Annotated in this window: 20 protein-coding genes; 12 read left to right on the plus strand and 8 right to left on the minus strand. The window is 39.0% G+C overall.

Annotated elements, in window-relative coordinates; genetic code table 11:
* Positions 1-23: 23 nt before the first annotated feature.
* Both AC3FI7_RS17480 and AC3FI7_RS17485 read right to left on the minus strand, forming a co-directional pair.
* On the minus strand, positions 24-1,397 hold the full coding sequence (locus tag AC3FI7_RS17480) for a HAMP domain-containing sensor histidine kinase (protein WP_343660352.1): 1,374 nt from the start codon (positions 1,395-1,397) through the stop codon (positions 24-26).
* A complete protein-coding gene (locus AC3FI7_RS17485; protein ID WP_142726369.1) occupies positions 1,394-2,080 on the minus strand; it encodes a response regulator transcription factor in 687 nt (228 codons plus the stop codon). The genes AC3FI7_RS17480 and AC3FI7_RS17485 overlap by 4 nt, the downstream gene beginning before the upstream one ends.
* A gap of 239 nt (positions 2,081-2,319) precedes the next feature.
* On the opposite strand from AC3FI7_RS17485, the gene AC3FI7_RS17490 reads away from it, so the two are divergent.
* From AC3FI7_RS17490 to AC3FI7_RS17500, 3 genes are read left to right on the plus strand one after another with little or no spacing between them, the layout of a single operon-like run.
* Positions 2,320-3,648, plus strand: coding sequence for a hypothetical protein (locus AC3FI7_RS17490; RefSeq protein WP_491460604.1), 1,329 nt, complete (start codon positions 2,320-2,322; stop codon positions 3,646-3,648).
* A gap of 11 nt (positions 3,649-3,659) precedes the next feature.
* Positions 3,660-4,079, plus strand: coding sequence for a Dabb family protein (locus tag AC3FI7_RS17495; RefSeq protein ID WP_343660350.1), 420 nt, complete (start codon positions 3,660-3,662; stop codon positions 4,077-4,079).
* A 21-nt stretch (positions 4,080-4,100) separates the two neighbouring features.
* Positions 4,101-4,580: a cupin domain-containing protein gene (locus AC3FI7_RS17500; protein WP_491460605.1), complete on the plus strand. Its 480-nt coding sequence runs from the start codon at positions 4,101-4,103 to the stop codon at positions 4,578-4,580.
* Positions 4,581-4,726: 146 nt separating this feature from the next.
* On the opposite strand, the gene fabF is transcribed toward AC3FI7_RS17500, so the two are convergent.
* From fabF to AC3FI7_RS17530, 6 genes are all read right to left on the minus strand, one after another.
* Positions 4,727-5,968, minus strand: coding sequence for a beta-ketoacyl-ACP synthase II (fabF, locus tag AC3FI7_RS17505; protein ID WP_491460606.1), 1,242 nt, complete (start codon positions 5,966-5,968; stop codon positions 4,727-4,729).
* Between the two features lie 2 nt (positions 5,969-5,970).
* Positions 5,971-6,396 (minus strand): PaaI family thioesterase, encoded by a 426-nt coding sequence (locus AC3FI7_RS17510; protein ID WP_142726374.1) that lies wholly within the window; start codon positions 6,394-6,396, stop codon positions 5,971-5,973.
* A gap of 9 nt (positions 6,397-6,405) precedes the next feature.
* Positions 6,406-7,674, minus strand: a complete 1,269-nt coding sequence (locus AC3FI7_RS17515; protein ID WP_142726375.1) for an acetyl-CoA C-acetyltransferase — start codon at positions 7,672-7,674, stop codon at positions 6,406-6,408.
* Between the two features lie 10 nt (positions 7,675-7,684).
* Positions 7,685-8,290 (minus strand): TetR/AcrR family transcriptional regulator, encoded by a 606-nt coding sequence (locus AC3FI7_RS17520; RefSeq protein WP_142726376.1) that lies wholly within the window; start codon positions 8,288-8,290, stop codon positions 7,685-7,687.
* A 178-nt stretch (positions 8,291-8,468) separates the two neighbouring features.
* The gene (locus AC3FI7_RS17525; protein ID WP_142726377.1) at positions 8,469-8,888 is read right to left on the minus strand and encodes an OsmC family protein; all 420 of its coding nucleotides are present in this window, start codon (positions 8,886-8,888) and stop codon (positions 8,469-8,471) included.
* Between the two features lie 86 nt (positions 8,889-8,974).
* The gene (locus AC3FI7_RS17530) at positions 8,975-9,841 is read right to left on the minus strand and encodes a helix-turn-helix domain-containing protein (protein WP_142726378.1); all 867 of its coding nucleotides are present in this window, start codon (positions 9,839-9,841) and stop codon (positions 8,975-8,977) included.
* Between the two features lie 202 nt (positions 9,842-10,043).
* On the opposite strand from AC3FI7_RS17530, the gene AC3FI7_RS17535 reads away from it, so the two are divergent.
* The 9 genes from AC3FI7_RS17535 (at position 10,044) to AC3FI7_RS17575 (ending at position 26,928) form a co-directional block, all read left to right on the plus strand.
* The gene (locus tag AC3FI7_RS17535) at positions 10,044-10,922 is read left to right on the plus strand and encodes an AraC family transcriptional regulator (protein ID WP_142726379.1); all 879 of its coding nucleotides are present in this window, start codon (positions 10,044-10,046) and stop codon (positions 10,920-10,922) included.
* Positions 10,923-11,300: 378 nt separating this feature from the next.
* Positions 11,301-14,261: a SusC/RagA family TonB-linked outer membrane protein gene (locus tag AC3FI7_RS17540; protein WP_142726380.1), complete on the plus strand. Its 2,961-nt coding sequence runs from the start codon at positions 11,301-11,303 to the stop codon at positions 14,259-14,261.
* A gap of 17 nt (positions 14,262-14,278) precedes the next feature.
* Positions 14,279-15,904, plus strand: a complete 1,626-nt coding sequence (locus AC3FI7_RS17545) for a SusD/RagB family nutrient-binding outer membrane lipoprotein (protein WP_142726381.1) — start codon at positions 14,279-14,281, stop codon at positions 15,902-15,904.
* A 174-nt stretch (positions 15,905-16,078) separates the two neighbouring features.
* Complete coding sequence (locus tag AC3FI7_RS17550) at positions 16,079-17,377, plus strand: MFS transporter (RefSeq protein ID WP_343660342.1); 1,299 nt, start codon at positions 16,079-16,081, stop codon at positions 17,375-17,377.
* Positions 17,378-17,410: 33 nt separating this feature from the next.
* A complete protein-coding gene (locus tag AC3FI7_RS17555; protein ID WP_142726383.1) occupies positions 17,411-18,382 on the plus strand; it encodes a glycoside hydrolase family 130 protein in 972 nt (323 codons plus the stop codon).
* A gap of 127 nt (positions 18,383-18,509) precedes the next feature.
* Complete coding sequence (locus AC3FI7_RS17560; protein WP_491460607.1) at positions 18,510-20,741, plus strand: GH92 family glycosyl hydrolase; 2,232 nt, start codon at positions 18,510-18,512, stop codon at positions 20,739-20,741.
* A 31-nt stretch (positions 20,742-20,772) separates the two neighbouring features.
* Positions 20,773-22,200, plus strand: coding sequence for a glycoside hydrolase family 125 protein (locus tag AC3FI7_RS17565; protein ID WP_491460608.1), 1,428 nt, complete (start codon positions 20,773-20,775; stop codon positions 22,198-22,200).
* Positions 22,201-22,308: 108 nt separating this feature from the next.
* A complete protein-coding gene (locus tag AC3FI7_RS17570) occupies positions 22,309-24,462 on the plus strand; it encodes an endo-beta-N-acetylglucosaminidase H (protein WP_491460609.1) in 2,154 nt (717 codons plus the stop codon).
* 57 nt (positions 24,463-24,519) lie between these two features.
* On the plus strand, positions 24,520-26,928 hold the full coding sequence (locus AC3FI7_RS17575; RefSeq protein ID WP_491460610.1) for an endo-beta-N-acetylglucosaminidase H: 2,409 nt from the start codon (positions 24,520-24,522) through the stop codon (positions 26,926-26,928).
* The last annotated feature ends 48 nt before the right edge of the window (positions 26,929-26,976 follow it).

Below are 26,976 nucleotides of genomic sequence, written 5' to 3' on the forward strand. Positions count from 1 at the left end.
AAGCAGTCAGATTTTGACTGCTTTTATTTTTTGGAGAGAAATTTTACCGTGAATACACTTCCTTTTGATACCTCAGAATCTATCATCAGTTTACCTTCATGTATTTCGACAATTCTTTTTACAATGGAAAGACCGATTCCGTTTCCTTTTTCGAAATTCTTATTAGAACCCCTGTAAAAAAGATCAAAGATTTTTGAAAGATCCTTTTCTGAAATGCCAATACCGTGATCTATAAAACGGATTTTTATATGTTCCGGATTGGTTTCTATTTCAATATGACAGCTTTTGTCTGCTGAGTATTTACAGGCATTTTCCATCAGATTCGAGAAAGCAACCTGCAAAAGGTAAGGATTGCCATAAAAATCATAATTGTTTTCATCATCGTCTGAAGTATTACCCATATAATTAATTCCGATTTTATAGCTGACATTTTTCTGCAGCAATGCAAGCTTGGCTTCTGCCAAAATCTCGTCCAGGCGGAGATTGGTAAAACTGATCTGTGATACATCATAGCTGGCTCTGGCAAAATCTAAAAGGGCAGACGATAGTTCCGATGCATCATTGGCATCCTGAAGGGCATTGTCAATAGAAAGTTTATAGTCATCCAAGGTTACATTAAGCTCCTTGGCAAGCTCCAGCTCTGCAATTAATGTAGAAAGAGGAGTGCGGAACTCATGGGAAATAGTGGTGACAAACTGCTTATGACTGTTGAAGGATTTTTCCAGCCTGTTGAAGGTCGAATTAAAGGTTTCTGTCAGTTCATAAATCTCATCTTTTGCTTTGGGAATATCCAGCCGTTTATTCAGATTGTGCTCTGAAATATCGCGGATCTGGAGAATAATATCCTTTAAAGGCTTAAGGGTATAATAGGAAAAAAGAAATCCTATGATAAAAATGATGACAATCGAACTGATGTAAATGATAATAATATCTTTTTTAAACTCTGAAATATGGGCTTTTCCTGTGACGTCTACTGCACTTCCGATGATATAATATTTTTCTCCGTTTGATTGGAACTGAATGGCAATATACTGTCGGTCGCCTTGCTGCCAGAATATTCTGTTTTTATTGGACCGGATAATTTTATCCAGATACTTTTCATTGCTTTTAAGAGGAGGTACATCAGTGAAGGTAAGTTCTTTTTTACTGTTATAAACACTGATATCTGCTTCGTTCAGTAGTTTTTGGTTGCGCTTGTGAAGCTCGCGGATTTTTTCGTCACTGATCCTGACATCAAAGATAAACTCTGACCGCCAGATGACTTTATATCCCAGGCGGTCGTTAAACTCATCCTCCCTGTTTTTTTCGGAGACAAAATAAAGAACATAGGCAAACAAAAAAAGAATGCCTGCCGTAAGAATAGAATAAATGAGTGCTGTTCTGGTTGCTATTTTCATAGTTGTGAAGCAAAAATAAATCCTACTCCCGGTTTGGTGTGGATCAGTTTATGATCAAAATTTTTATCAATCTTTTTCCGCAGATAAGCAATATAAACATCAATATAATTCGTTCCGGTGTCAAAATGATTTCCCCACACATTTTCTGCAATTTCTTCACGGGTAAGAATTCTTTCAGCATTGTTAACCAGGAATACCAGAAGCTTGAATTCTTTAGGAGTGAGTTCTATTTCTTCTCCATTTCTGAAAACTCTGTTGAATTTCTTGTCAATTTTCAGGTCATGGTACTCCAGGTCGGTCAGATATGCTTCCTTATTTCTGGCTGACCTTCGCTGCAGAATAGCTTTTATTCTCACATACAGCTCTCTGATTTCAAATGGTTTTACCATATAATCATCCGCTCCGGCATCAAATCCTTCAATTTTTTCATCAATTGTTCCCAGAGCAGTAAGCATGATGATGGGAAGATCAGGATATTTCTGTTTGATCAGTTTACACAGATCAATACCACTCATTTTAGGGAGCATGATATCTGTAATGGCCAGATCAAATGTTATTTTATTCAGCAGGACAATAGCATCTTCTGCATCTTCCGAAATATACACCTGATATTCCTGGCTTTCCAGCCCTCTTTTCAAAAGACTTGAAACACGCGAATTATCTTCTACAATTAAAACTTTCATAAAGAAATATTTTGAAATATGTCTTGGTTTTACAGACTGTTTTTTGATTTTAAAAGCTTGATTTTCATTGGTCCTCAAAGCCCTGTACAAAGGTATTTCATATTTTTCTTTTATCAGAATAGATTAACCTTTTTAATAGTTTTCTATAAAGTTTCTAATAGATTTCTAATACCTGTCGGGCTTTTAGGAATCTAATTTTGTCCTGTTGAAATCAACAAAAAGATAAGAATAGAAAAATTATGAAGACTACCTCTTTCAAAGCCGGAATTGCTTTGTTTTCCTTATTGGGACTGATGGGAAAATTAGACGCCCAGAAAAAAAATGATTTTAATAATCCCGGATTGACTCATTATTTCAATGAAGATCACTCAAGATATATTTCCTTTAGCGGATATGCAGAATTGTGGGCCAGATATACACAGCTTAACCCTGGAAGCCTTGTCAATAATGAGGCAAAATCAGACCTGTCTGATCTTTCCCTTCGAAGAGTTCGTGTGAAAATGACTTATAAGCCAACAGAAAAACTGATGTTTGTATTGCAGGGGGGAACTACGAACGTGAACGTCAATGCCAAAGGAAGCAACTATTTTGATCTTTTGGATGCTTATGCTGAATATGCTTTTAATGATAAAATTGCTTTTGGTGCAGGACGTTCTACATGGCGTGGCCTTTCAAGATTTACTACAGGGCCTTTAAATACGCTGTTGTATGACCTGCCTGCTTACGCGACCTCCAATGCGGGAACAACAGATTATACGGTAAGGGAATTGAGTGCCTATATTAAAGGACAGCTCGGAAGATTGGATTACCGTCTGGTGGTGGCCGATCCTTATACCATGGCAACTTCTGATCCGAAACTGAATGTAGCATCTTTTAGTAAGAACTCACCTGGCAAAGACTTCTCCGGATATTTCAGATATGCTTTTTTAGACAAGGAAAATATTTCCACTCCTTTTAATTCAGGAACTTATGTAGGTAAGAAGAATGTACTGAGTCTGGGAGCCGGATTCGATTATATTCACAACGCATTATGGCATCTGGATTCCGGTAAAAATACAGTGAATGATGATATGAAAAACTTTGCGGTAGATTTGTTTTATGATGCACCGCTGAACAAAGAAAAAGGAACATCAATAAGTGCTTATGGAATGGCGATGCATAACGACTATGGGCCCAATTATATCCGATATGTGGGCACCAATAATCCTGCGACTTCTGCAGATATTACCCAGGCGAGTCTGAATGGAGCAGGAAATGCAATGCCTGTTATCGGAACCGGAAATACCTATTATGTGCAATTGGGAGGAACACTTCCTTACCTGGATAAAGAAAAGAAAAGCCTTCAGCTTCAGCCTGCAGTAGGAATGCAGCTGTCAGATCTGAAAGGCCTTCATGACAATGCAGTGATCTATGATGCCGGAATTTCCCTGCTGATGAACGGGATGTCCTCGCGCTTAACCTTTGACGCCCAGAACAGACCGGTTTACACTAATGATCCATCAAACAATGCCGTAGTTTCTGATAGAAAATGGCAGTTTGTCCTTAAATACAGAATAGATTTTAATTAAATTACATAACAATGGAAAGAAGAAAATTTTTATTCCGATCAGTTCAGGCTTCTGCCCTGCTGCTGGTTTCAGGAAATATATTTGCCTCTGCTTTACCTGTGTTTAACCCTATAAAAAAGAAAAAAATGTACTTCCATTATTTGTTGTTCTGGCTTAGAAAGGATCTTTCTGAGTCTGAAGTAAAAGAATTTGAAAATTTTTTTGAAGGCCTTAAAAAGCTTCCCTACCAGAAAAATCTCCGTTATGGAAAGCCTGCTGCTTCCAGCCCTAGAAGCGTTTTAGACAGCACGTTTACCTATAATGCTTCTATGGAATTCGATAGTCTGGAGGAGCTTGAAGCATACGGGAAACTTCCCGAACATCTGGCACTGGTTCAGCAATATAAGCCTTTTTTTGAAAGAATGCAGGTTTACGATACGGTCTATAATTAAAAATAAAAAATTAAATTTATAATGAAAAACATCATTAAGGGCTTTAGCCTTGCTTTAGTAGTAAGTACTGTAGGATTTATGAATGCACAACATAAAAAGAACAATCATGTGAGCGTCACTGCGGAAACCTCCACTGAGTTCATCCCTGCCATAAGATTAATTAATAATCCTGACGGATCATGTACTTTTGAGAAAGGGAAAATCCCTACTCTTAAACATATGAATACCACAACTTTCTGGATGAGCAATAAAACAGAAGAGTGGGAAAAAAATGCTCATCCGGCACCCAGACGACAATATGTGATTACCATCAAAGGAAATATAAAATTTAAAGTAACGGATGGCTCCACTTTTATGATTAAACCGGGAGTAGTTCTTCTGGCTGAAGACCTTAAAGGAACCGGTCACAGCTGGGACATGGTGAAGAGCAAGGAGTGGGAGAGACTCTATATTCCGATTGCTGAAAATGCCGAGGATTTTTTTATCCCGGATGCTCAATAATCTCAGATATAAAACTCTTTTCAAAGAGAATATATAAATCTTTTATGTTTTGAAGCAGCCATTTTTGGCTGCTTTTTAAGTTTTATACTGCAAAAAAATCCCTGCATGGTTTTCATACAGGGATTTTGAATAATTATTTAATCGGATTAGCTGAATTTCTTAAATACCACAGTCGCATTATGTCCTCCGAATCCGAAGGCGTTACTCAGTGCAAAATTAATGTTCTTTTCTTTCGCCTCACCAAATACAATATTGATATCCTTAGGAATACTCTCATCAATATTGTGAAGATTAATAGTTGGCGGAATAATCCCATTTTGAATAGCTTTAATGGAAAGAATAGCTTCCACTGCGCCGGCAGCACCCAGCAAGTGCCCGGTCATGGACTTTGTGGCACTGATATCAAGATTTTTACTTCCTTTAAACGCTTTGTTGATGGCGGCTAATTCAATTGTATCTCCAATGGGTGTAGAAGTAGCATGCGGATTAATGTAATCAATATCTTCCATGTTGGCTCCTGCTTCTTTCACTGCCAGCTGCATTGCTTTAATGGCTCCAACACCATCAGGATGAGGTGCTGTCATATGGTAAGCATCCGCAGTCATGGCTGCTCCGGCTAATTCTGCATAGATTTTTGCTCCTCTGGCAACAGCATGCTCATATTCTTCAAGAACCAGTGCACCTGCACCTTCACCCATTACAAACCCGTCTCTGTCTGTATCGTAAGGGCGGCTGGCCGTTGCAAAATCATCATTTCTTGTAGACATTGCCTTCATAATAGAGAATCCACCGATGGAAGCCGGTGTAATAGCTGCTTCAGAACCACCACTGATGATTACTTTTGCTTTCCCGAGACGGATATAATTGAAAGCATCCATCAATGCCGTATTTCCTGTTGCACATGCAGAAACCGTAGTATAATTGATTCCCTGAAGACCATATTTCATAGAAATCATTCCTGAAGCCATATTGGCAATGAACTTTGGTACAAAGAAAGGATTAAAACGTGGAGTACCATCACCCGCGGCAAAATCCATCACTTCTTTTTCAAAGGTCCACATTCCGCCCTGGCCTGTTCCCCAGATTACTCCGGTATCAAACGGATCCATCTTTTCAAGTTCCAGTCCTGAGTCCTGGATTGCTTCTGCTGAAGCATACATTGCATATTGTGTAAACAGGTCGCTTCTCTTGATTTCATTGTGGTTCAGATACACCTTAGGATCAAAGTTTTTTACCTCACAGGCAAAATGTACTTTAAACTTTTCTGTATCGAAATGGGTAATGAGCCCTGCGCCACTGACTCCTTTAATACTGTTTTGCCAAAATTCTTCGACATTATTTCCCAACGGCGTCACTGCGCCAAGACCTGTAATGACAACTCTCTTCATACTTAGTTATTGATTTTGAATAAATTCGAGGTACCTCTTGCGATTAACCGTGTTTTGTCTGCATTCCATATTTCGCATTGTGCATTGACGAATTGCTTACCTCTTTTAATGATTTTAGTTTCGGCTACAATATTATCATTTTCTTTTGCAGTTGAAAAATAATCAATGACATTATTTATAGTGGTAATGAAAGAATTTTCATTTAAAGAAAACATGGTGGCACCAATGATATCGTCTACAATAGCAGCGGTAACTCCACCGTGAAGATTTCCGATCGGGTTCAGCCATTCCGGTCTTATGGTATATTGAAACTCCAGGTGGCCTTCTTCAGCAGAAATAACAGTGGGATTAAGCCATTTCATAAAAGGAGAGGGTGACTGGTCAAATTCTTTTCCGATGAATTGTTTTAATTGTGCTAATCTATCCATACTGAGTTTTTATTTTTCTAAAATCATGGTTACTCCCTGTCCACGGGCTGCGCAGATAGATATAAATCCTTTACCGCTGCCTTTTTCATGAAGCAATTTTGCAAGGGTTGCAATAATCCTTCCTCCTGTTGCTGCAAAAGGATGTGCGGCTGCGAGACTTCCTCCTTTTACATTCAGTTTACTCCTGTCTATTTTTCCCAGGGCTTTCTCCAATCCGAATTTTTTGGCCACTTCATCATTTTCCCAGATTTTTATGGTAGCTAAAACCTGGGCTGCAAATGCTTCATGAATTTCATAATAATCGAAATCGGATAAATTCATTCCTGCTTTTTTAAGCATTCTTTCTGCAGCAAAAACCGGCGCCAGAAGAAGATCCTGTTTATTTTCAACATATTCTATTCCGGCCAATTCTGAAAAGCTGATATAAGCTAAAACAGGAAGGTCATTGGCTTTTGCCCATTCTTCACTGGCCAGTAAAATAGCTGAAGCTCCGTCTGTAAAAGGGGTTGAATTCCCAGCCGTTAAAGTTCCGTTCTGCTTATCAAAAGCAGGCTTCAGTTGTGAAAGCTTTTCAATACTGCTGTCACGTCTTAGGTTATTATCTTTATCCAGACCGAAAGCTGGAGTGACCATATCATCAAAGAACCCTTCATCATAAGCTTTTGCCATATTCTGGTGGCTTTTTAATGCCAATTCATCCTGTTCCTGTCTTGATATGTTGTAATATTTTGCTGTGATTTCAGTATGCTCACCCATCACAAGACCTGTCTTAGGCTCCTGTCCTTTGTAAGGAATTGGCATCCAGTCTTTCAGTTTCGGGTTCAACAGTTGTTTGAGCTTACCAAAAGCCGACTTTTCTTTATTGGCTTTTAACAGCGCTTTTCTTAGTCGGGGTGATGATTCAAAGGGAATATTGCTCATGGCTTCCACACCGCATGCAATACCACAGTCTATCTGGCCCAGAGCAATTTTATTTCCGATATAAATAGCAGCTTCAATCCCTGTATCGCATGCCTGCTGAAGATCACAAGCCGGAGTTGCAGGATCCAGTGTTGTATTCATTACGGTTTCTCTGATGAGATTGCTTTCAGAAATGTGTTTAATTACGGCTCCGCCGGCAACTTCTCCGAGTCGCTTTCCTTTAAGACGATAACGGTCTATCAATCCGTTCAGAGAAGCAAGCAGGAGGTTCTGATTACCCTGCTCTGAATAGGCGGTATTCATTCTGGCAAAAGGAATTCTGTTGTATCCTACAATAGCCACTTTTTTTGTTTCCATATGGTATTATTTATGATGGAAGAATATTGAGTTCATGATCAATCATTTGGGCAACTTTATCCAAAGCATGGTTGAGATAACCTTGATCACCCATTGTTTTTGAAAGCAGAATGCCGCCTTCAATAAGCATGATGAATAGTGATGCATATTGCTCAGTATCGATTTTTTTATCAATTTCACTTTTACTTTGTCCTTCGGCAATGGTGTCTGATATTTTTGTCATCCACTTTTCAAAAGACTTTTTCACATGAGTCTTTAAGGCAGGAAAAGAATCATCCGCTTCTGTTGCTGCATTCATTAACGGGCATCCGCCGTTTGCAAAGACAAACTTCCAGTTCTTCCTGTAGAAATCTACAAAAGCATGAAGTTTATCCAGAGAAGTGGGGAATTCATCACCAAAGGAACGGCTGAGAGTTTTACTGAGTATGCCGGCATTGTATTTATAAACCTCGATGGCTACTTCATCTTTATTTTCAAAATTTCCATAAATACTGCCTTTCGTCAGACCTGTTGCCTGAGTAATGTCGGACAGCGATGTGGAAATATAACCCTTAGTATTAAAAAGAGTTGCTGTTTTCTCGATGATATGCTGTTTTGTTTTTTCGGCCTTCGACATTGTAAATGTTTAAATATGATGCAAATATACGAAAATATACCGAATGGTATATTTTATCTGAAAAAGTTTAATGAGGTAAATATTTTGTTTTAAGTTTTGGCTAAAGCCAATGGATTCTTGTTTTAAAATAAAAAACGGGCTAAAGCCCGTTCCTATTGATTTTGAATAAAAACCTGTATTAGTTTTCCAAAGTTGCATTCAATGTAATTTCAAAGTTGAATGCGGCACTTACAGGGCACCCTTCTTCAGCAATTTTGGCGAATTTCTGAAATTCCTCATCTGAAATTCCAGGAACCTTAGCGGTTAAAGTCAGCTCTGATTTTGTAATCTTTCCAATATTGGGATCTAAAGTGATCACAGAAGTTGTTTTTAATTCTTCGGGGTTATATCCGGCTTGTGAAAGTTCTGCATCCAGTTTCATGGTGAAACATCCTGCATGGGCTGCTGCCAGCAATTCTTCAGGGTTTGTACCTACACCATCCGCAAAACGGCTGTTAAAAGAATATTGAGTCTGGTTTAAAGTTGTACTCTGAGTAGTTAAATGTCCTTTTCCTTCTTTGATGGTACCGTTCCAAACGGCTGTTGCGTTACGTCTCATAATGTTTGTTTTTGTATTTAATGTTGTTTGATTTTGATGTTACAAAGGTATGTCAGTGGAAGGGAGTATTCAATAGATAAAAAGCCTTAAATGTTGTACTTTTTTCCCGATATGTAATTTTTTTTAAAATTAGCAGGTGTGTTTCCTGTTTTATTGGTGAAAAGACGGTTGAAATAAGCCGGATCTTCATATCCCAGATCGTAGGCAATTTCTTTTACAGGTTTATCTGTATAAAAAAGCAATCGTTTTGCTTCCAATAAAATTCTGTTGATGATAAACTGATTGGGAGAATCCAGATTTAAGTTTTTAAATTTATGCGTTAATGTTTTCGGAGCCATGTGAAGAAGTTCTGCATAATCTGCTACGTGATGCTTTTCCCTGAAATGAATTTCCAGATGCCTGCTGAAATCCCTGAAAATATCAAGCTCGCTTCCTGGTATTTTAAGGGTATCATTATCCAGGTTTTGTTTTTTCCATTTTCGGGTAGCCCGGATGATGATCTGTTTTACATAAGTTCTTATCATTTCTTCGGCAGACGAATCTTTCCACTTCAGCTCATCCTTAATATTCTGAAACAGATCTTTTATAAGGGCCGTCTCAGATTGATCAAGTTCTACAAAAGGGATTTCAAATACATTATGAAAAAGGAGACCATCACAGGCCACTTCTTTATCATGGATCTGGATGCAATAGAAATCACGGTTGTAGAAAAGAAAGAGCAATTCATCTTTTCCCTTCTGTATGTTTAGATGCTGATTGGTAAGAAAGAATAAAGACGGTTTGTTTATTTTGTAATGGTTAAAGTCTATGGTGAGTTCATATCCTGAAGGAACAAAAAGTACCTTAATATCTGTTCTGAACTGATCTCCCTTGAAACTTTCCAGGTTTTTCTCTGAATATGTTTCCAGTCCGAGTCTTTTATAGTGGTCTTCAAAAATAAGCGGTTGCAGCATACTTTAACTTTACTCTAAAGATACAAAAAAGCAGTGTTTTGCACCGTATTAATTATTGAAACCCAAAAATCTGATGCCAGACCTACAGAATTTGGAATAAAATAAATTGGAAATAAGTTTTTACATTGATATTATTTTATCATTTTTACAAAGATTTGTCCTGCGACCCATATTAGTAAAACTATTTTTCAAAACCACCTGTATGAGTGAATTAGAAAACATTCTGAGAGAAATAACTCCACTGTCTCCTGAGGATAGCTTTCTCGTATTTGACAGGATTAAGGCTTCTTTTGACTTTCCCTATCATTACCATCCGGAGATTGAAATTAATTTTGTCTACAAAGGAAAAGGCTACCGCAGAATGATAGGTGATCATACCGGAGAGATTGGTAATCTGGAATTAGTGCTTGTAGGACCAAATTTGCCGCATTGCTGGGCAAACTACCGCTGTAAAAACAGAAAAACCCACGAAATTACCATACAGTTTAATCAGGATTTCTTTAATCAGTCCATGATGCAGAAAAATATCCTGAAACCCATCAATAATCTGATGAAAGACTCTATCAGGGGTATCCTTTTTTCTTCGGAAACAGCAGAAAAACTAAAAGATTCGTTTCTCAACCTGTCCAAGATGAACAGTTTTGAATCCTTTATAGAAATTATGAAAATTCTGAATGAACTTGCTATTGCCGAAGATAAAACGCTTCTTTCATCATACAGTATTGAGCTTGAGACTTTTGATGATAATGATAAGATGAAGGTGGTACACGATTTTGTGCATAAGAATTTTGAAAACAAAATAACGTTGGACAAGGTAGCTTCATTGGTGAATATGAGCAATGTGACGTTCAACAGGTTTATTAAAAAAAGAACAGGGAAAACCTTTATCAACTATCTGAATGAAATAAGAATCAGTTATGCTGCACGTTGGCTGATGGAGAAAAATCTTACCGTTTTTGAGATTGCTTTTGAAGCCGGGTTTAATAATATTGCTAATTTCAATAAGGTATTTAAATCCATCAAAAAGACGACTCCAACCGAATTTAAAGAACAATTTAAAGGAGTAAAAAAGATCGAATAATTTAAATGTATTTTTACATTATTATGTCAGCATATAATAGAAAACCGGGTATTCATATCCGGTTTATTTTTGAGGAAAAACCAAAAATAAATCCTCTTTTTTTAATTGTTTTTGATGGGTTGTATTTGTTTGATATATAGCGTATTAATGGTTGTAAAATAAAATTACTGAAAAAATAATATCGTTTTATGATAAAATAGTATTATATCAGACTATTTACAAAATTTAGATTTGTGAATGTGAATTAAATCTTAACGAAACTTTAAATAATTTAATACATAAACAGCAAAATTTTGCTGAAAAAACAATAATTTATTTTGTATTGAAAAATAAAGTAATGTCATTGATTCTCAATTAAATCTAACGAATCTATACCTTATGAGAAAAGCAGTTATACCCGTTCTGTTCGTTTTTTCACTTACTGCGAATGCACAGGAGAAAAAATCAGCCGACACTACGAAGACAACCAGTATTGAGGAGGTCGTGGTCACCTCTTTGGGGATAAAAAGACAGGCCCGTTCTTTGACGTATTCCAGTCAGCAGATTGGCGGAGATGAGCTTACAGAAGTGAAAACTCCCAATCTATTAAATTCGATCAACGGAAAAGTTTCCAATGTGCAGATCAACAGAACCAATGGTGTAGGAAGCTCTGTAAGGGTAATTATGAGAGGAAATAAGTCTGTAAACAATACGCAGCCATTATATGTAATTGACGGAATTCCTATTATCAACGGAACAGGAAAATCTGCAGATATTGGGCAGTATTCCAATATGCCGGATCCGGGCGACGTTTTAAGCTCCATCAACCCTGATGATATTGAAAGCATCAACTTCCTGAAAGGTGCTTCTGCTTCTGCATTATATGGCTCTGCCGGAGGTAACGGAGCTATTTTAATTACGACTAAAAAAGGACGTGCAGGGAAAAGCTCAATTACCTATAGCTCCAGCTTTACGGTAGACAGAGCCTATAGTCTTCCAAAGCTGCAGCACAGTTATTTATCTTATGATCCATCTGTAGCGGGATCACAGCCAGGGCAATCTGTAGACAGCTGGGGTGCAAAGGGATCTTCCAAAGATTATCTTAAAGATTTTCTGCAAACTGGAACGACATGGGTAAACAGTCTTTCTTTCCAGTCAGGAAACGAAAGATCAACCAGCTATTTCTCTATCGGAAATACCACGAATAAAGGAGTGGTTCCGATGTCGTATTTTGATCAGTACAATGTCTCTTTCAGAAATTCAAGTAAGTTTTTGGATGATAAACTGACTTTAGATGCCAACTTCATCGGATCATTACAGGAAAGTAAGAACAGACAGACTCCGGGAGCCTCTTTTTCACCTTTAACGAGTTTGTACTGGCTGCCGAGAGGGGTAGATTTTGACCAGTATGGAGAGAATAACTATTCTTATTTAGATAAAACAAGATTTTTGCCGGCTCAAAACTGGTGGGAAGTAAACCCAGACGGAAGCTTCAAAGGAAATCCGGTGACACAGAATCCTTACTGGATCTTAAACAGAAACCCAGTTACAGTAAGTAACAAAAATACATACGGAGCATTATCCCTTTCTTACCAGATCAATCCTTGGTTAACGGCGAGAGTGAGAGGAAACTATAGCTGGAATATTTCAGACAGCCAGCGTGATATTGCTGCTTTCTCTGCACCAAGCTTACTGGCAAACGGGACAAATGGCAGAATGCTTAAAAATACCTACGAAAACACTTCTACTTATGGAGATGTTTTATTAATTGGTAGTCCTAAAATAAGTGAGACCATTTCATTAGATTTTACTGTAGGAGGAAGTATCAATACTACAAGAAATAAAATAGGACAGATTGATAACGCTTACCTGGCGAATCCGAACCTTTTCACCATGAACAACCTTCAGTGGAATATCAACAGATCACCGGGAGATGGCTATCATAATACCTATACCAATATGAAAAAACAGGTACAGTCTGTATTTGCAAGTGCTTCTGTAGGGTATAAGAATATGTTCTATGTAGATATGACTTTCAGAAATGACTGGGATTCTACGTTAGCATTAACAGGAAGAACAGGATTTGATTATGAATCTGTAGGAGCAAATGCTATATTATCTTCTATCTTCAAACTTCCGGAAGTGATTAATTTCTGGAAAGTAAGAGGTTCTTATGCAACAGTGGGATTAGGATTACCTACCAATATTTCCAATGCAATGCTTGAATACAATAAAGGATATACCTATGGTGTAGATGCAGGAACTATTGTATATCCTAAGAGTTCTTTTGCTACAGGTGCAGGTTTTGAAGCACTGCTTCCAAGACCGGAACTGAATAAAACATTTGAAGCAGGTACAGAGCTGAGATTGTTAAATAACAGACTAAACTTTGATATCACTTATTATAACTCGAACACAAGTAACCAGTTACTGGAAACAACAGTCTTTTCAAACTTAGGAGGTTTAGCGCCGGGATCCTATTATCTAAATGCAGGGAAAATCAGAAATACAGGTTTTGAATCCTCTCTTTCTTATAAAATCTTTGGTTCAGAAAAATTTGGATGGACAACTACGTTGAATGCTTCTGCTAACAAGAACAAAATTGTTGAATTATTCCCGCCAAGCCTTAGTATCCCGGAAAATCAACTTTTCTCATTAACAGGAGGAGGGGATTATACAAGACTTAAGCTTGGAGGTTCTTTTGGAGATCTTTACGGAATTAAATTCAAAAGAGATGACCAGGGACATATTTTAGTGAATGAAAAAGGAGTTCCTTTAGCTGAAAATACACCGTCTTATTTAGGAAATCCAAACCCTAAGTTTATTCTTGGATTCAATAATGCGTTCAATATCGGTAAACTGGGAATTTCTTTCCTTATTGATGGAAAATTTGGAGGCAAAGTATTGTCTCTTACAGAAAAAGCCAATGATTTGTATGGGGTAAGCCAGGCTACCGCTGATGCCAGAGATGCTGGCGGGGTAGCGATTCCAAATGCAGTATATGCACCGGGAACTCCAAATGCAGGGCAGGCTTATACAGGCTTAACCAATGCAAAGGATTACTATAAAGGCGTAGGAACCACTGAAGGTTACGGAAAAGGAGTAGACGAAGCCTATCTGTATAGTGCTACAACTGTACGTTTACGCCAGGCATCTGTTTCTTATACCTTTGATGTGGATTCAAAGTACCTGAAAAATGCAACGGTAAGTTTAGTAGGAACTAACCTGTTCTTCTTTTACAAAAAAGCACCATTTGATCCCGAACAGGTATCAGGAAACACACCTGGTGGGGTTGGGGTAGACTCGTTCGGTCTGCCGGTTACAAGATCTATCGGATTATCATTAAAAGCTAACTTCTAACTTTTACAATTACGAAAATGAAAATCAATACTATAAAAACATTGGTATTTGGAGCTGCAGTGCTGCTTTCCGCATCAGGATGTACCAATGACTTTGATCAATATAATCAGGAAAAGCTGGGAGGCCCTGAAAACTTTTATGCTGACTTTATTGCTGTTGTAAACCCCATGAAATCTATTCAGAGAGGATTGCAGTCAGATTATCAGCTTTATCCTAACCTCAGTGCAGATATGTACAGTGGAATGTTCAGTACAGCAACGCCATTCAACGGAGGGGTAAACAATCTTACGTACTCTATGATGGATGGGTGGAACAACAGAATTATTGCGAGACAGCAGGATATCTTCAACTATTCTATCATCATTGACAATGCTGCTAAAAATAACTATCAGGGAGTAGATTTCACAGGAACTTTTGCTGTGAAGAAAATCCTAAAAGTGATTACCGCAGCAAGAGTTTCAGATAGCCACGGTCCTGTAGTGTACAGCAAGTATGAAACTCCAAACGCTAACGGAGTTACAGATTTTGACTCTCAGCAGGATGCTTATAATTATTTTATCGCTGATCTTACTGCAGCTATTGCCGATTTGCAGAAAGTTATTGCCATGCCAGCAACAAAGAATGTAGAAGATAGATCTTCTCTGAAAAATGCGGATTTGGTTTACGGAGGAAATATGGCTCAGTGGGCAAAATTTGCCAATTCATTAAAGCTTAGGTTAGCGATGAGAATGAGCTACGCAGATCCCGCAAAATCAAAACAGTATGCAGAGGAGGCTCTGGCTTCATCAGCAGGATTGATTACTGACAATGCCGATAATGCGCTGATCAGTGTGGGACAGTCAGAATTGAGTTTTATTATCTATTCATGGGGAGATTGTTTAATTGGAGCACCTTTGATGGCTTATATGAACGGATACAATGATCCAAGACTTCCTGCCTATGCTATTCCTGCATCTGATCCAAGCTTACAGGGAAAATATATAGGAATACGCCAGGGAATTGATTTATTAAATGGTAAATCAACATACGGAGGATTCTCACAGCCACAGGCAAAATCTGCCAACGGAGATTATTTTTCCGGCACTGACGGTAAAATGAAATTATTCACCGCTGCAGAAACATGGTTCCTGAAGGCAGAAGCTGCTTTGAGAGGATATGCCGGAGCAGGTGATATTCAAACCAACTATACTACCGGGGTTCAGCAGTCTTTCGGGGAATGGGGGAAAAGTGCAAGTGTTGCTACTTACCTTGCAGATACAACTTCCACAGAGGCTCCTTATATTGATCCGAAAAATCCAGATAATAATGTGCCTGTTGGAAATCCTCAGTTAAGTACCATCACCATTGCATGGAATAACGGGGATACCAACGAAAGAAAATTAGAAAGAATCATTACTCAGAAATGGCTTTCCCTTTATCCGAACGGACCGGAAGCCTGGGCAGAGCAGAGAAGAACAGGATATCCGGTTCTTTTCAAGGTAAGAAAAAATGACAGTGGAGGAGCCATCAGTACAGAGGCAATGATCAGAAGGATTCCTTTCACTATTGATACCAAAACGTCATTATATAATTACCAGCAGGCTGCACAAATGCTGAACGGCCCTGATACCGGAGGCACTAAGCTATGGTGGGATAAAAAATAATAAATATTCAGAATCACTCGTTAGTAAAGAGACATCTCAAAATCAGTTTTTATCTGAAACAACCATTGAGGCAGGAGGATAGAGTAGAGCCTCCAAAAAATTTATAGTTTCGTTTTTTAAGCCTGAATGAATTTTTGAGATGCTCTCTTTTTCTTTAGAATCTTATTTTTAAATATGGGAAAAAACAACTCCGGAGCCCGTCGGATTCAGCCAATTCTCTGGATATCCACATTATATTTTGCAATGGGAGTTCCCTTTGTAACCATTAATGCGGTTTCAGGAATCATGTATAAAGATATGGGTGTTTCGGATTCGCAGATCACATTCTGGACAGCTCTTATCCTGTTTGCCTGGACATTGAAGCCGCTTTGGAGCCCTTTTCTGGAGATCTATAAAACTAAAAAGTTCTTTGTTGTTTTTACCCAGTTTGCCATAGGAATTCTGTTTGCGTTAGTAGCTTTAAGCCTGCCGATGCATGATTTTTTCAAATACAGTATTGCTCTTTTTGCAGTAGTGGCATTTTGCGGAGCGACCCATGATGTGGTAGCAGACGGAACGTATATTGGCTTTCTTACCAATAAAGAGCAGGCAAGATATATCGGCTGGCAGGGTGCTTTTTACAATCTGGCTAAGATTATCAGCAGCGGAGCGCTCGTTTATTTTGCAGGTGTTTTAGAAAAGACAAAAGGTGTTACTCATGCCTGGATGATCATTATGGTAATCTATGCATTGCTGTTTTTTGTATTAGCGATTTATCACTATTTCATCCTGCCAAAAGAAAACAGGGAAGAACAGAAAAAGGAAAAAACAGCCGGAAATGTGCGTAAAGAATTATTGGAAGTTATTACCTCTTTCTTTACCAAAAAAAATATTGTATGGTCTGTGCTTTTCATTATTCTGTACCGTTTTGCAGAAGGATTTGCCATCAAAATTGCTCCTCTGTTTTTTAAAGCTCCAAGATCGTCAGGAGGATTAGGATTATCCACATCGGATATAGGACTTGTCTATGGAACTTATGGTTCTGCAGCATTTATCTTAGGTTCTGTACTGGCGGGATATTTTATCTCAGCACGCGGACTGAAAAGATCTTTGATATGGCTTTGCTGTGCATTTAATATTCCGTTTGTGGTATATGCTTTACTGGCTTATTATCAGCCGGCCGACCTTTTACCTGTAGGAATTGCTGTAGTCGTGGAGTATTTCGGATATGGATTTGGCTTTGTAGGGTTAATGCTTTACATGATGCAGCAGATTGCTCCTGGAAAACACAAAACAGCTCATTATGCATTTGCAACAGGAATTATGAACCTTGGCGTGATGATTCCGGGAATGTTTAGCGGAATGATCAGTGACTGGGTCGGATATAAAATGTTCTTTATCTGGGTGTTGATTGCTACCATTCCAGCATTTTTGGTCACCTTATTTGTTCCTTTCCCTTATCCTGAAAATCAGAAAGAACAAGAACACAATTAATAAACAAATTTTAAATAAAAAGTTAAAAACTTTATGACAGCTCAATCAGTAATGATCCCTTGGCAGGATCGCCCGGAAGGTTGCAGTGATATTATGTGGAGGTTTTCCGAAAACCCGATCATTAACAGATACGCGATACCAACATCCAACAGTATATTCAACAGTGCGGTAATTCCATTTGAAGATGGATTTGCCGGAGTATTCCGTTGTGATAACAAAGCAGTACAAATGAATATTTTTGCCGGTTTCAGTAAGGATGGAATCAATTGGGATATCAATCATGACCCTATTGAAATGCAGGCAGGAAATACGGATATGATTGAATCCGATTACAAATATGATCCCCGTGTAACCTTTATTGAAGACCGTTACTGGATCACATGGTGCAACGGATACAATGGTCCTACCATCGGAATCGGATATACTTTTGATTTTAAAGAATTTTTCCAGTGCGAAAATGCCTTTCTTCCATTCAACAGAAACGGGGTTTTGTTCCCTGAAAAAATCAATGGTAAATATGCCATGCTGAGCCGTCCTAGTGATAACGGGCATACACCTTTCGGAGATATTTATATCAGCTACAGCCCTGATATGAAGTACTGGGGAGAACACCGCTGCGTAATGAAAGTAACGCCTTTTGAAGACAGCGCATGGCAGTGTACCAAAATCGGAGGTGGACCGGTTCCTATCAAAACAGAAGAAGGATGGCTGCTTTTCTATCATGGAGTGATCAATACCTGCAGGGGATTCAGATATTCAATGGGAGCAGCTTTGCTTGATCTTGAAGATCCTACAAAAGTATTGTACAGGACGAAACCTTATTTGCTGGCGCCGGCAGAATTGTATGAGCTGACAGGAGATGTACCCAATGTGGTATTCCCTTGCGCCGCATTGACAGAAGGAGATAAAGTAACGGTATATTACGGTGCTGCTGATACTGTGGTTGCTATTGCTTTTGGATATATCTCAGAAATCATTGATTTTATGAAAAAGAATTCAATTTAATACAGTAATATAAGTTTAGGAAAATAGGTTAATCATTTTAATTTTCCTTTGTTTTCTGGGAATTGTATAATGGTTTTCCTATTTTTAAACCAACTTTAAAATAAAAAAAATTCCGATACCTCTTATCATGAAAAAAGAACTGCTTATCTGCTTTTTTACCACCCTGATGTCTGTGGTTAATGCCCAGCAAAATAAAAATGATGTTTTATCCTGGGTAGATCCTTTCATAGGAACAGGAGGTCATGGACATACATTTCCCGGGGCAACCACACCATTCGGCATGATTCAGTTAAGTCCGGATCAGAATACCAAAAGTGGTGACTGGGATTGGTGCTCCGGATATCATTACAGCAGTAAGACCATCATGGGCTTCAGCCATAACCATTTGAGCGGAACGGGATGGGCAGATCTTGGAGATATTCTGGTAATGCCTACTGTGGGGCAGGTAAAAATGATTCCCGGATCAGAAGAAAATCCGGAAACAGGGTACCGTTCAAAATTTACCCATGATAAAGAAGTGGCTTCTCCCGGATATTATTCCGTAATGCTGGACAGCTATGGAATTAAAGCAGAGCTCACTGCCTCTCCAAGAGTAGGATTTCACAAATATACTTTCCCGAAAAGTAGTGAAGCCAATATCATTATTGATCCTACCAATAAAATCTTCGGAAATATCTACCATACTTTAGTCAGTGTGGAAGGCAATAATAAAATCAAAGGATACTGCTACAGCAACGGCTGGGGAGGTAAACGGTTTGCTTACTTTGTGATGGAGTTTTCCAAACCGTTTAAGTCTTACGGCGTATATGCTGAAGGAAAAATTAAAAATGATGAAAAAATTGCTCTTGCCAAAGATGCTAAAGCTTTTGTAAGATTTTCGACAGAAGACCAGGAAAGTATTGAAGTAAAAGTATCTTTATCTCCGGTAAGCACAGAAAATGCACAGGAAAATTTCGATACCGAAGCAAAAAATATTGATTTTGCGAAAGCGAAAGAAACAGCACAAAAAACCTGGAGAGATCTAATCGGAAGGTTCCAGGTGACAGGAGGTACAGACAGCCAGAGAAAAATTTTCTATACGGGCGTTTATCATACATTCATTGCACCCAATCTTTACATGGATGTCAATGGAGATTATGTTGCTGCTCAGGAAAATATGAATACGAAATGGTTTACGAATTACAGTACATATTCTTACTGGGATGGATTCAGAGCAACTCACCCGCTGTTGACCATCATGGATCAGAAACATACAAAAGAATTTGCCAACTCTTTGATCAGCAGATATACAGACCGTAAAGATCATATGCCCATCTGGGAGCTTTGCGGATATGATAACTTCTGTATGCTCGGCTATCACAGTGCTTCGGTAATCTGGGATGCCATTTCAAAAGGAGTTCCGGGTATCGATGCAGAGAAAGCATTTGCTGCAATGAAAGATGCTTCTTTAACGGATAAAATGAGCAGCAGCGACGGAGGTGGAGGTCTTAATGATTATATCAGATTAGGCTACACACCGTCAGAAAACGGAGCTTCAGTTTCAGCAACATTAGAATATGCCTATGATGACTGGTGTATTCAACAGCTGGCAGAAAAATTGGGTAAAAAAGAAGAATCGGAAGTTTACAGAAAACGTTCTATGAACTTCCTGAATACTTTCAATAAAGAAAATAATCACTTCTGGCCAAGACAAAAAGACGGAAAATTCTTAGCGGATTTTGTTCTTAATGACTGGAAAAAACTTCAGCCACACTGGGTTTCCGGAAATATCTGGGCCTATGACTTCTTTGTTCCACACCAGATTGATGAAATGATGAATCTGTACGGAGGGAAAAAAGGATTTGAAGAAAAGCTGGATAAAACCTTCACAGAAGCACTTCACATGGAAGGAGAGCAGCACGTAGATATCTCAGGATTCATCGGGTCTTTAGGATTCGGGGATGAACCGGGACATCATGTTCCGTACCTGTACAATTATGCGGGAAGCCCTTACAAGACTCAGAGAATGGTAAAATATATCCGCGACAATATGTACGCGGCAAAACCGGACGGAATAGTAAATAACGAAGACTGCGGTCAAATGTCAGCGTGGTATATCTTCTCATCATTAGGATTCTATCCTGTGACACCGGGAAAACCTGTTTATGCCATCGGAGCCCCACAATTCCCGAAGGCTTCTTTACAGTTGGAAAACGGAAAAACGTTCACAGTGATTGCAGATAAGATCTCCGACAAGAATATCTATGTACAGAAAATGTTCCTGAACGGAAAAGAATACAAAAGCTGGGAGCTGAACCACAGTGACATCATGAACGGTGGCGAACTGAGATTCGTCATGGGAAGCAAACCGGTAAAATAAGTATCATAAAATAAACGAAATAAAAGTATCAATGGAAAGGAGAAATTTTATTAAAACAAGTGCACTGGCGGGAGCCGGATTGCTGTTTACCCAAAATGTTTTTGCTAAAAATTTAGTGCTGGACGATTTTCCTGTTGTCCGTGTTCCTAAAGATAAGAGACATTTTACTAGTGAATCCGTAGAAAGTGCTATTGCTGCGTTTAAGAAGAAAGTAAAAAACAAAGAGCTGAGCTGGCTTTTTGAAAACTGTTTCCCGAATACATTAGATACTACCGTTTACTACACAGAAACTAACGGAGCTCCGGATACTTACGTCATCACTGGGGACATTGATGCCATGTGGCTTCGTGATAGCTCGGCACAGGTTTTTCCTTACCTGCAGTTCTCTAAGAAAGATGAAAAACTTCACAAGCTGATCTCGGGGGTCATCCACAAACAGACTACATTCATCCTGAAAGATCCTTATGCGAACGCTTTCTACAACGATGATCAGAAGATCAGTAAATGGAAAGAATATGACCATACCGATATGAAGCCGGGAACCCATGAAAGAAAATGGGAAATCGACTCCCTTTGCTATCCTATCCGTCTGGCCTACCACTTCTGGAAAACAACAGGAGATACAAAACCTTTCGATGCTAACTGGCTGAAAGGAATTAAACTTACCCTGCAGACTTTCACAGAACAGCAGAGAAAACATGATCTTGGACCTTACAAATTCGAGCGTACAACGGCTTGGGCAACAGATGGCGTTCCTATGGGAGGATATGGTTACCCAACAAAACCTGTGGGGTTGATCAGCTCTATGTTCCGTCCAAGTGATGATGCTACCATTTACGGATTTCTGATCCCTTCCAACTTATTTGCGGTGGTAAGCTTACGTCAGGCTGCAGAAATGGTTTCTCAGATTAAAAATGAAAAAACGTTGGCTCAGCAACTGAACAGCCTTGCTGATGAGGTAGATGCAGCCATCAAAAAATACGGAATTTATAATCATCCTGAATTTGGAAAAATCTATGCTTTTGAAGTGAATGGTTTTGGAAGTTATAACCTGATGGATGATGCGAACTGTCCAAGCTTACTGGGACTGCCTTATCTGGATGCGGTGAAAGCTGACGACCCGGTGTATCTGAATACAAGAAAATTTGTGTGGTCAGAAAACAACCCGTTCTTCTTCAAAGGTAAGCTGGCAGAAGGGATAGGAGGTCCGCATATCGGACTGGATATGATCTGGCCAATGAGTATCATCATGAAGGCACTCACTACCAAAGATAAAAGTGAGATCAGATGGTGTATTGATACTCTACAGAAAACGCACGGCGGGACAGGCTTTATGCATGAATCCTTCCATAAAGACGATACCAAAAAATTCACCAGAGAATGGTTTGCATGGGCCAATACTTTATTTGGAGAATTGTTATGGAAAACCTTTAACGAAAACCCAGAGCTACTGACATAGCACACCCTTTTATATGGCTTTTTCATCTGAGATTCCTTCCCAAAAAAGAAGGTATCAGGGATTGCTATATAAAAATCACACACCAAAACACCTTAAAAAAATTATACAATGAAAAAAAAATCCATCTTTACCGCACTGATTGCCATGATGCTTCAGTCAGCTTCTCTGATCAACGCACAGCAGCTTAATCCTACCGGAATATGCTATGTGGAAGTGAATAACAACAACCTCCTGAATGCAGGAGCGTACAAACTGCAGACATCAAACAGCTACCTGTTTAATGTTGTGAATATCTTTGCGGCCAATATTAATTATGATACCAGCCGTGGAAGAGCCTATCTCTATTCCAATAATAATGTTACCAAGGTTCTTACCAATGCAGATACCTACATAAAGCCCCTTCAGCAGAAAGGAATGAAAGTAGTACTCACTATTTTGGGGAACCATCAGGGAGCGGGAATCTGTAATTTTCCTACCCGTGAAGCAGCAAAAGACTTTGCATTACAGCTTGCCAATACAGTGAATACCTACGGTCTTGATGGAATTGATTTTGATGATGAATACTCAGAATATGGAAATAACGGAACAGGGCAGCCTAATGACAGTTCCTTTGTAATGCTTGTTCAGGAACTCAGAGCATTATTACCGAATAAGATTATTTCATTCTACTATTATGGTCCCGCAGCTTCAAGACTTTCCTGGAACGGAGCCAGAGTAGGAGACAATGTCAATTACAGCTGGAATGCCATGTATGGAACATTCTCCGCTCCCAATGTGCCTCCTCTTACCAAAGCACAAATTTCTCCTGCTGCCGTTTGGATGGGGAATACTTCCAATTCTACCACAACAAGCCTGGCTACCCAAACTAAAAATGGAGGTTACGGAGTATTCATGTGGTATGATTTGCATGGAACCAATGAAACATCACAGCTTTCAGCAGGAACTCAGACCTTATACGGAGAGCCAACTGTTTTGAGCGGTACTTTACAATCCTGGACGCAAGGAACCAATTGTGACGCACCAATCGGATTGTACACAAGCAACCTTACAGGAACAAGTGCAAAACTGAATTGGACAGCCGTAGGAACCAATACTTATGATATTGATTATAAGCCTGCTTCTTCAACAACCTGGACGAATGCAGTTTCAGCTACAAGCTCCACTTCGGTAACCATTTCAGGTTTAACCGCTAACACCGAATATGACTGGAGAATAAGAACCAACTGCAGCGTGAAAAGCGCCTATATGTTTGCACCAAGATTTACCAGTGCCTCAGGGACCGCTCCTACAGGTTCTTATGCTTTGTCTCTGGACGGAAGTACAGAATCAGGCGCTGCCGGAAGTATGAATTTAAGTGGTTCTGCATTATCTTTTGAAGGGTGGATAAAACCTTCGTCATTCAAATCTGCATCGCCATACATTTCCTCAATTATGGGAACGGAAGTAAGTGACAGCAATTCTGCATTCTTACGATTAGGAGACGCCAGTCTGGCCAATAATAAACTTCAGTTTGTAATAAGTATCAATAATGTACAGCAAAAACTGGCTTCTGCAACAGCTTTGAGCGCCAATACCTGGTATCATGTGGCAGCTACTTATGATGGAGCCAATATGAAAATCTATATTAACGGTGTTCTGGATGCCACCAAAGCACAAACCGGAAGTGTAAATTCAACAGGAGCATTCAATGTAGGATATTTATACAACACGTCAAGGAACTTCAATGGAAAAATAGATGAGGTAAGAGTATGGAAACGTGCACTAAGCCAAACGGAAATCAGTCAGAATATGTGTAATGTATCGGTTCCTGCTACTTCACTGGCTGCTTACTGGAAGTTTAATGAAGGCAGTGGTTCTACTGTTCAGGATACTTCAGGCAATGGAGTCACTTTAACCTTAACAGGGGTTGACTCTTCCAATTGGGGAACAGATCTGCCATGTGCAACAGGAAGTTCACTATTGGCAAGAAATGCTTCGAGCCAAAAGGCAATAAGTGAAGGACAGGTAAATAGTAAAAATCAAATCAAATTATATCCTAATCCGGTAAGCAAATCTTCATCACTGACAGTTTCTGTTCCGGATGAATATAGTAAAGGAAAATTAACGGTTTATGATTATAATGGAAGAATCGTAGATACACAATCATTGAATTCCGGGGATCATCAATATGAATTGAACAGAATTTCAGCAGGAAACTACATTGTTCAGTTTGAATCTCATGACGGAAGCCTGAAACAGTCAGAAAAACTAATTGTAAAATAATAAACTCAGTCATTGGGCTTTGGCCCAATGATTTTTCTATAACAAAATTGATATACTATGAGAAAAAAATCCTTTTTTATTCCCTTAATGGCTCTGATGCTTCAATCAGTTCCTATGCTCAAAGCGCAGCAGCTCAATCCTTTGGGAGTCTGCTATGTGGAAGTGAACAACAACAATATGCTGAACGCAGGTTCATACACTTTGCAGAACACTAACAGACAGCTTTTTGATGTTGCGATTATTTTTGCAGCCAATATCAACTATGATGTTTCTAAAAACAGAGCTTACATCTCAAACAATAATAATGTTACCAAAGTTCTGAATGATGTCAATACCTATGTAAAACCTTTACAGCAAAAAGGGATAAAAGTATTGCTGGATATTTTAGGGAATCATCAGGGAGCCGGAATTTCTAATTTTCCTGACCGTGCGGCGGCAAAAGATTTCGCAATGCAGGTGGCTCATACTGTTTATACCTACGGACTGGATGGGGTGGACCTTGATGATGAATACGCAGGATACGGAAATAACGGAACAGGACAGCCTAACAACAGCTCTTTTGTGATGTTATTACAGGAGCTTAAAGCCGCAATGCCGGATAAACTGATTACATTTTATTACTATGGTCCGGCTACAACAAGGCAGAGTTATAACGGAGATTTAGCAGGAAATCATATCAATTATACATGGAACGCGATGTACAGCACCTACAATGCTCCGGTTGTTCCGCCTCTCGATAAATCTAAAATTTCTGCTGTAGCAACATGGATCCAAAACTCGAATCCAAGTTCTACATCTGCAACAACATTGGCAAGCTTAGCGACCAGCACCAAGAATGACCAATATGGAGTATTTATGTGGTATGATTTGCCGGGAACCAATGTAGCCAGTTATCTGAGCACAGGTTCCAATATCCTTTACAGCGAAAATACGCTCTTAAGCGGTCAGTTATATTCGTGGTCTCAGGGGCAAACCTGTGATCCGCCATTGGGACTTGATGTTTCCAATGTAACAGGAACTTCAGCAAAACTGAACTGGACTTCCAATGCTTCCCAATCTTATAATATTGATTACAAGCCGGTCAATTCAACAGTATGGACGAATGTAGCCAGCAATTATTCAGGAAATAATATTGTGATCAATAATCTTACCCTGAATACAGATTATGACTGGAGAATTCAGTCCAATTGCTCACCGACATTAACAAGTACTTATATTTTTGCACCAAGGTTTAACTCCGGAAGTGGTTGCACTACACCTTCAGGATTAACTTCCGGAGGTTTCCTTGGTAATACCACCCAGCTGTCATGGGATGCAGGGAACGCTACTTCATATACGCTTCAATACAAAACAGCTTCTGCAACAACCTGGTCTGAAATTCCGAATATTACAACCAATTCCTACGCATTACAGAATTTAACACCTAATACAAACTATGTATGGAAAGTACAGGCTTCATGTGCGGGAGGAACTGCAAGTACCTATTCAGGAGAAGGATCATTTAATAGTGGTTTCGCACCGGTTACAAGTCCCGGAGCAAGATCGCTTTCTTTCAACGGAAGCACACACTATCTTAATGCAGGACAATTTAACCTGAGCGGAAATGCAGTCAGCTTTGAAGGCTGGGTGAAAGTGAATTCCTTTAAAACAGCTTTCCCTTACATTTCATCAGTACTGGGAGTAGAAGTTGGAGATAATAATTCTGCAATGCTTCGTTTCGGAGACGGAAACCTGGCCAATAATAAGCTTCAGTTTATATTGAGCTTTGGTCCGTCACAGGTGAAACTGAATACGAATACAGCATTCAACACCAATACATGGTATCATATAGCAGCCACTTATGATGGTGCGGCCATGAAAATTTATGTCAATGGTAATCTTGATGCAAGTTTTGCAGTGACAGGTAACTTTACGGCAAACGGAATCCTTTATCTGGGAAGAAATTATGATAATTCCCGTACACTTAATGGTTTCCTTGATGAATTCAGAGTTTGGAAACGAGCACTGACCCCACAGGAAATTTTAAGTAACAGCTGTAATGTTCCTGCCAATTCCACGGGGCTTGAAGCCAACTGGAAAATGGATGAAGGCAGTGGAATAGGAGCTTTGGATGCTACGGCAAATACCCATTTTGCAACCCTGATCAATATGACAGATGCGAACTGGAGAACAGACGTTGCCTGTACTTCATCTCTTGCGGTAAAAGATCTTGAATCTGCAAAAGAGAACAGTGCGGTCTATCCGAATCCTGTCAAACGCGGAAATGATATTCATTTTGTCATTAACGACAACGCTGCGACTGAAGTGGCCTTGTATGATGTTTCAGGAAAATTATTTAAAAAACAGAATATTAATCAAAATAATAATGCAGTGAATACGCAGGATTTAATCAGTGGTACTTATATTTACAAGGTTACATCGTCAAACAGTAAAGTACTATCAACCGGTAAAGTAATTATAAAGTAAGATTCAGATAATGATGTAGTTATCAGAATTGAAAATATAAAGTCTGAA

This window comes from Chryseobacterium sp. TQ-BC-N36 (assembly GCF_058382295.1).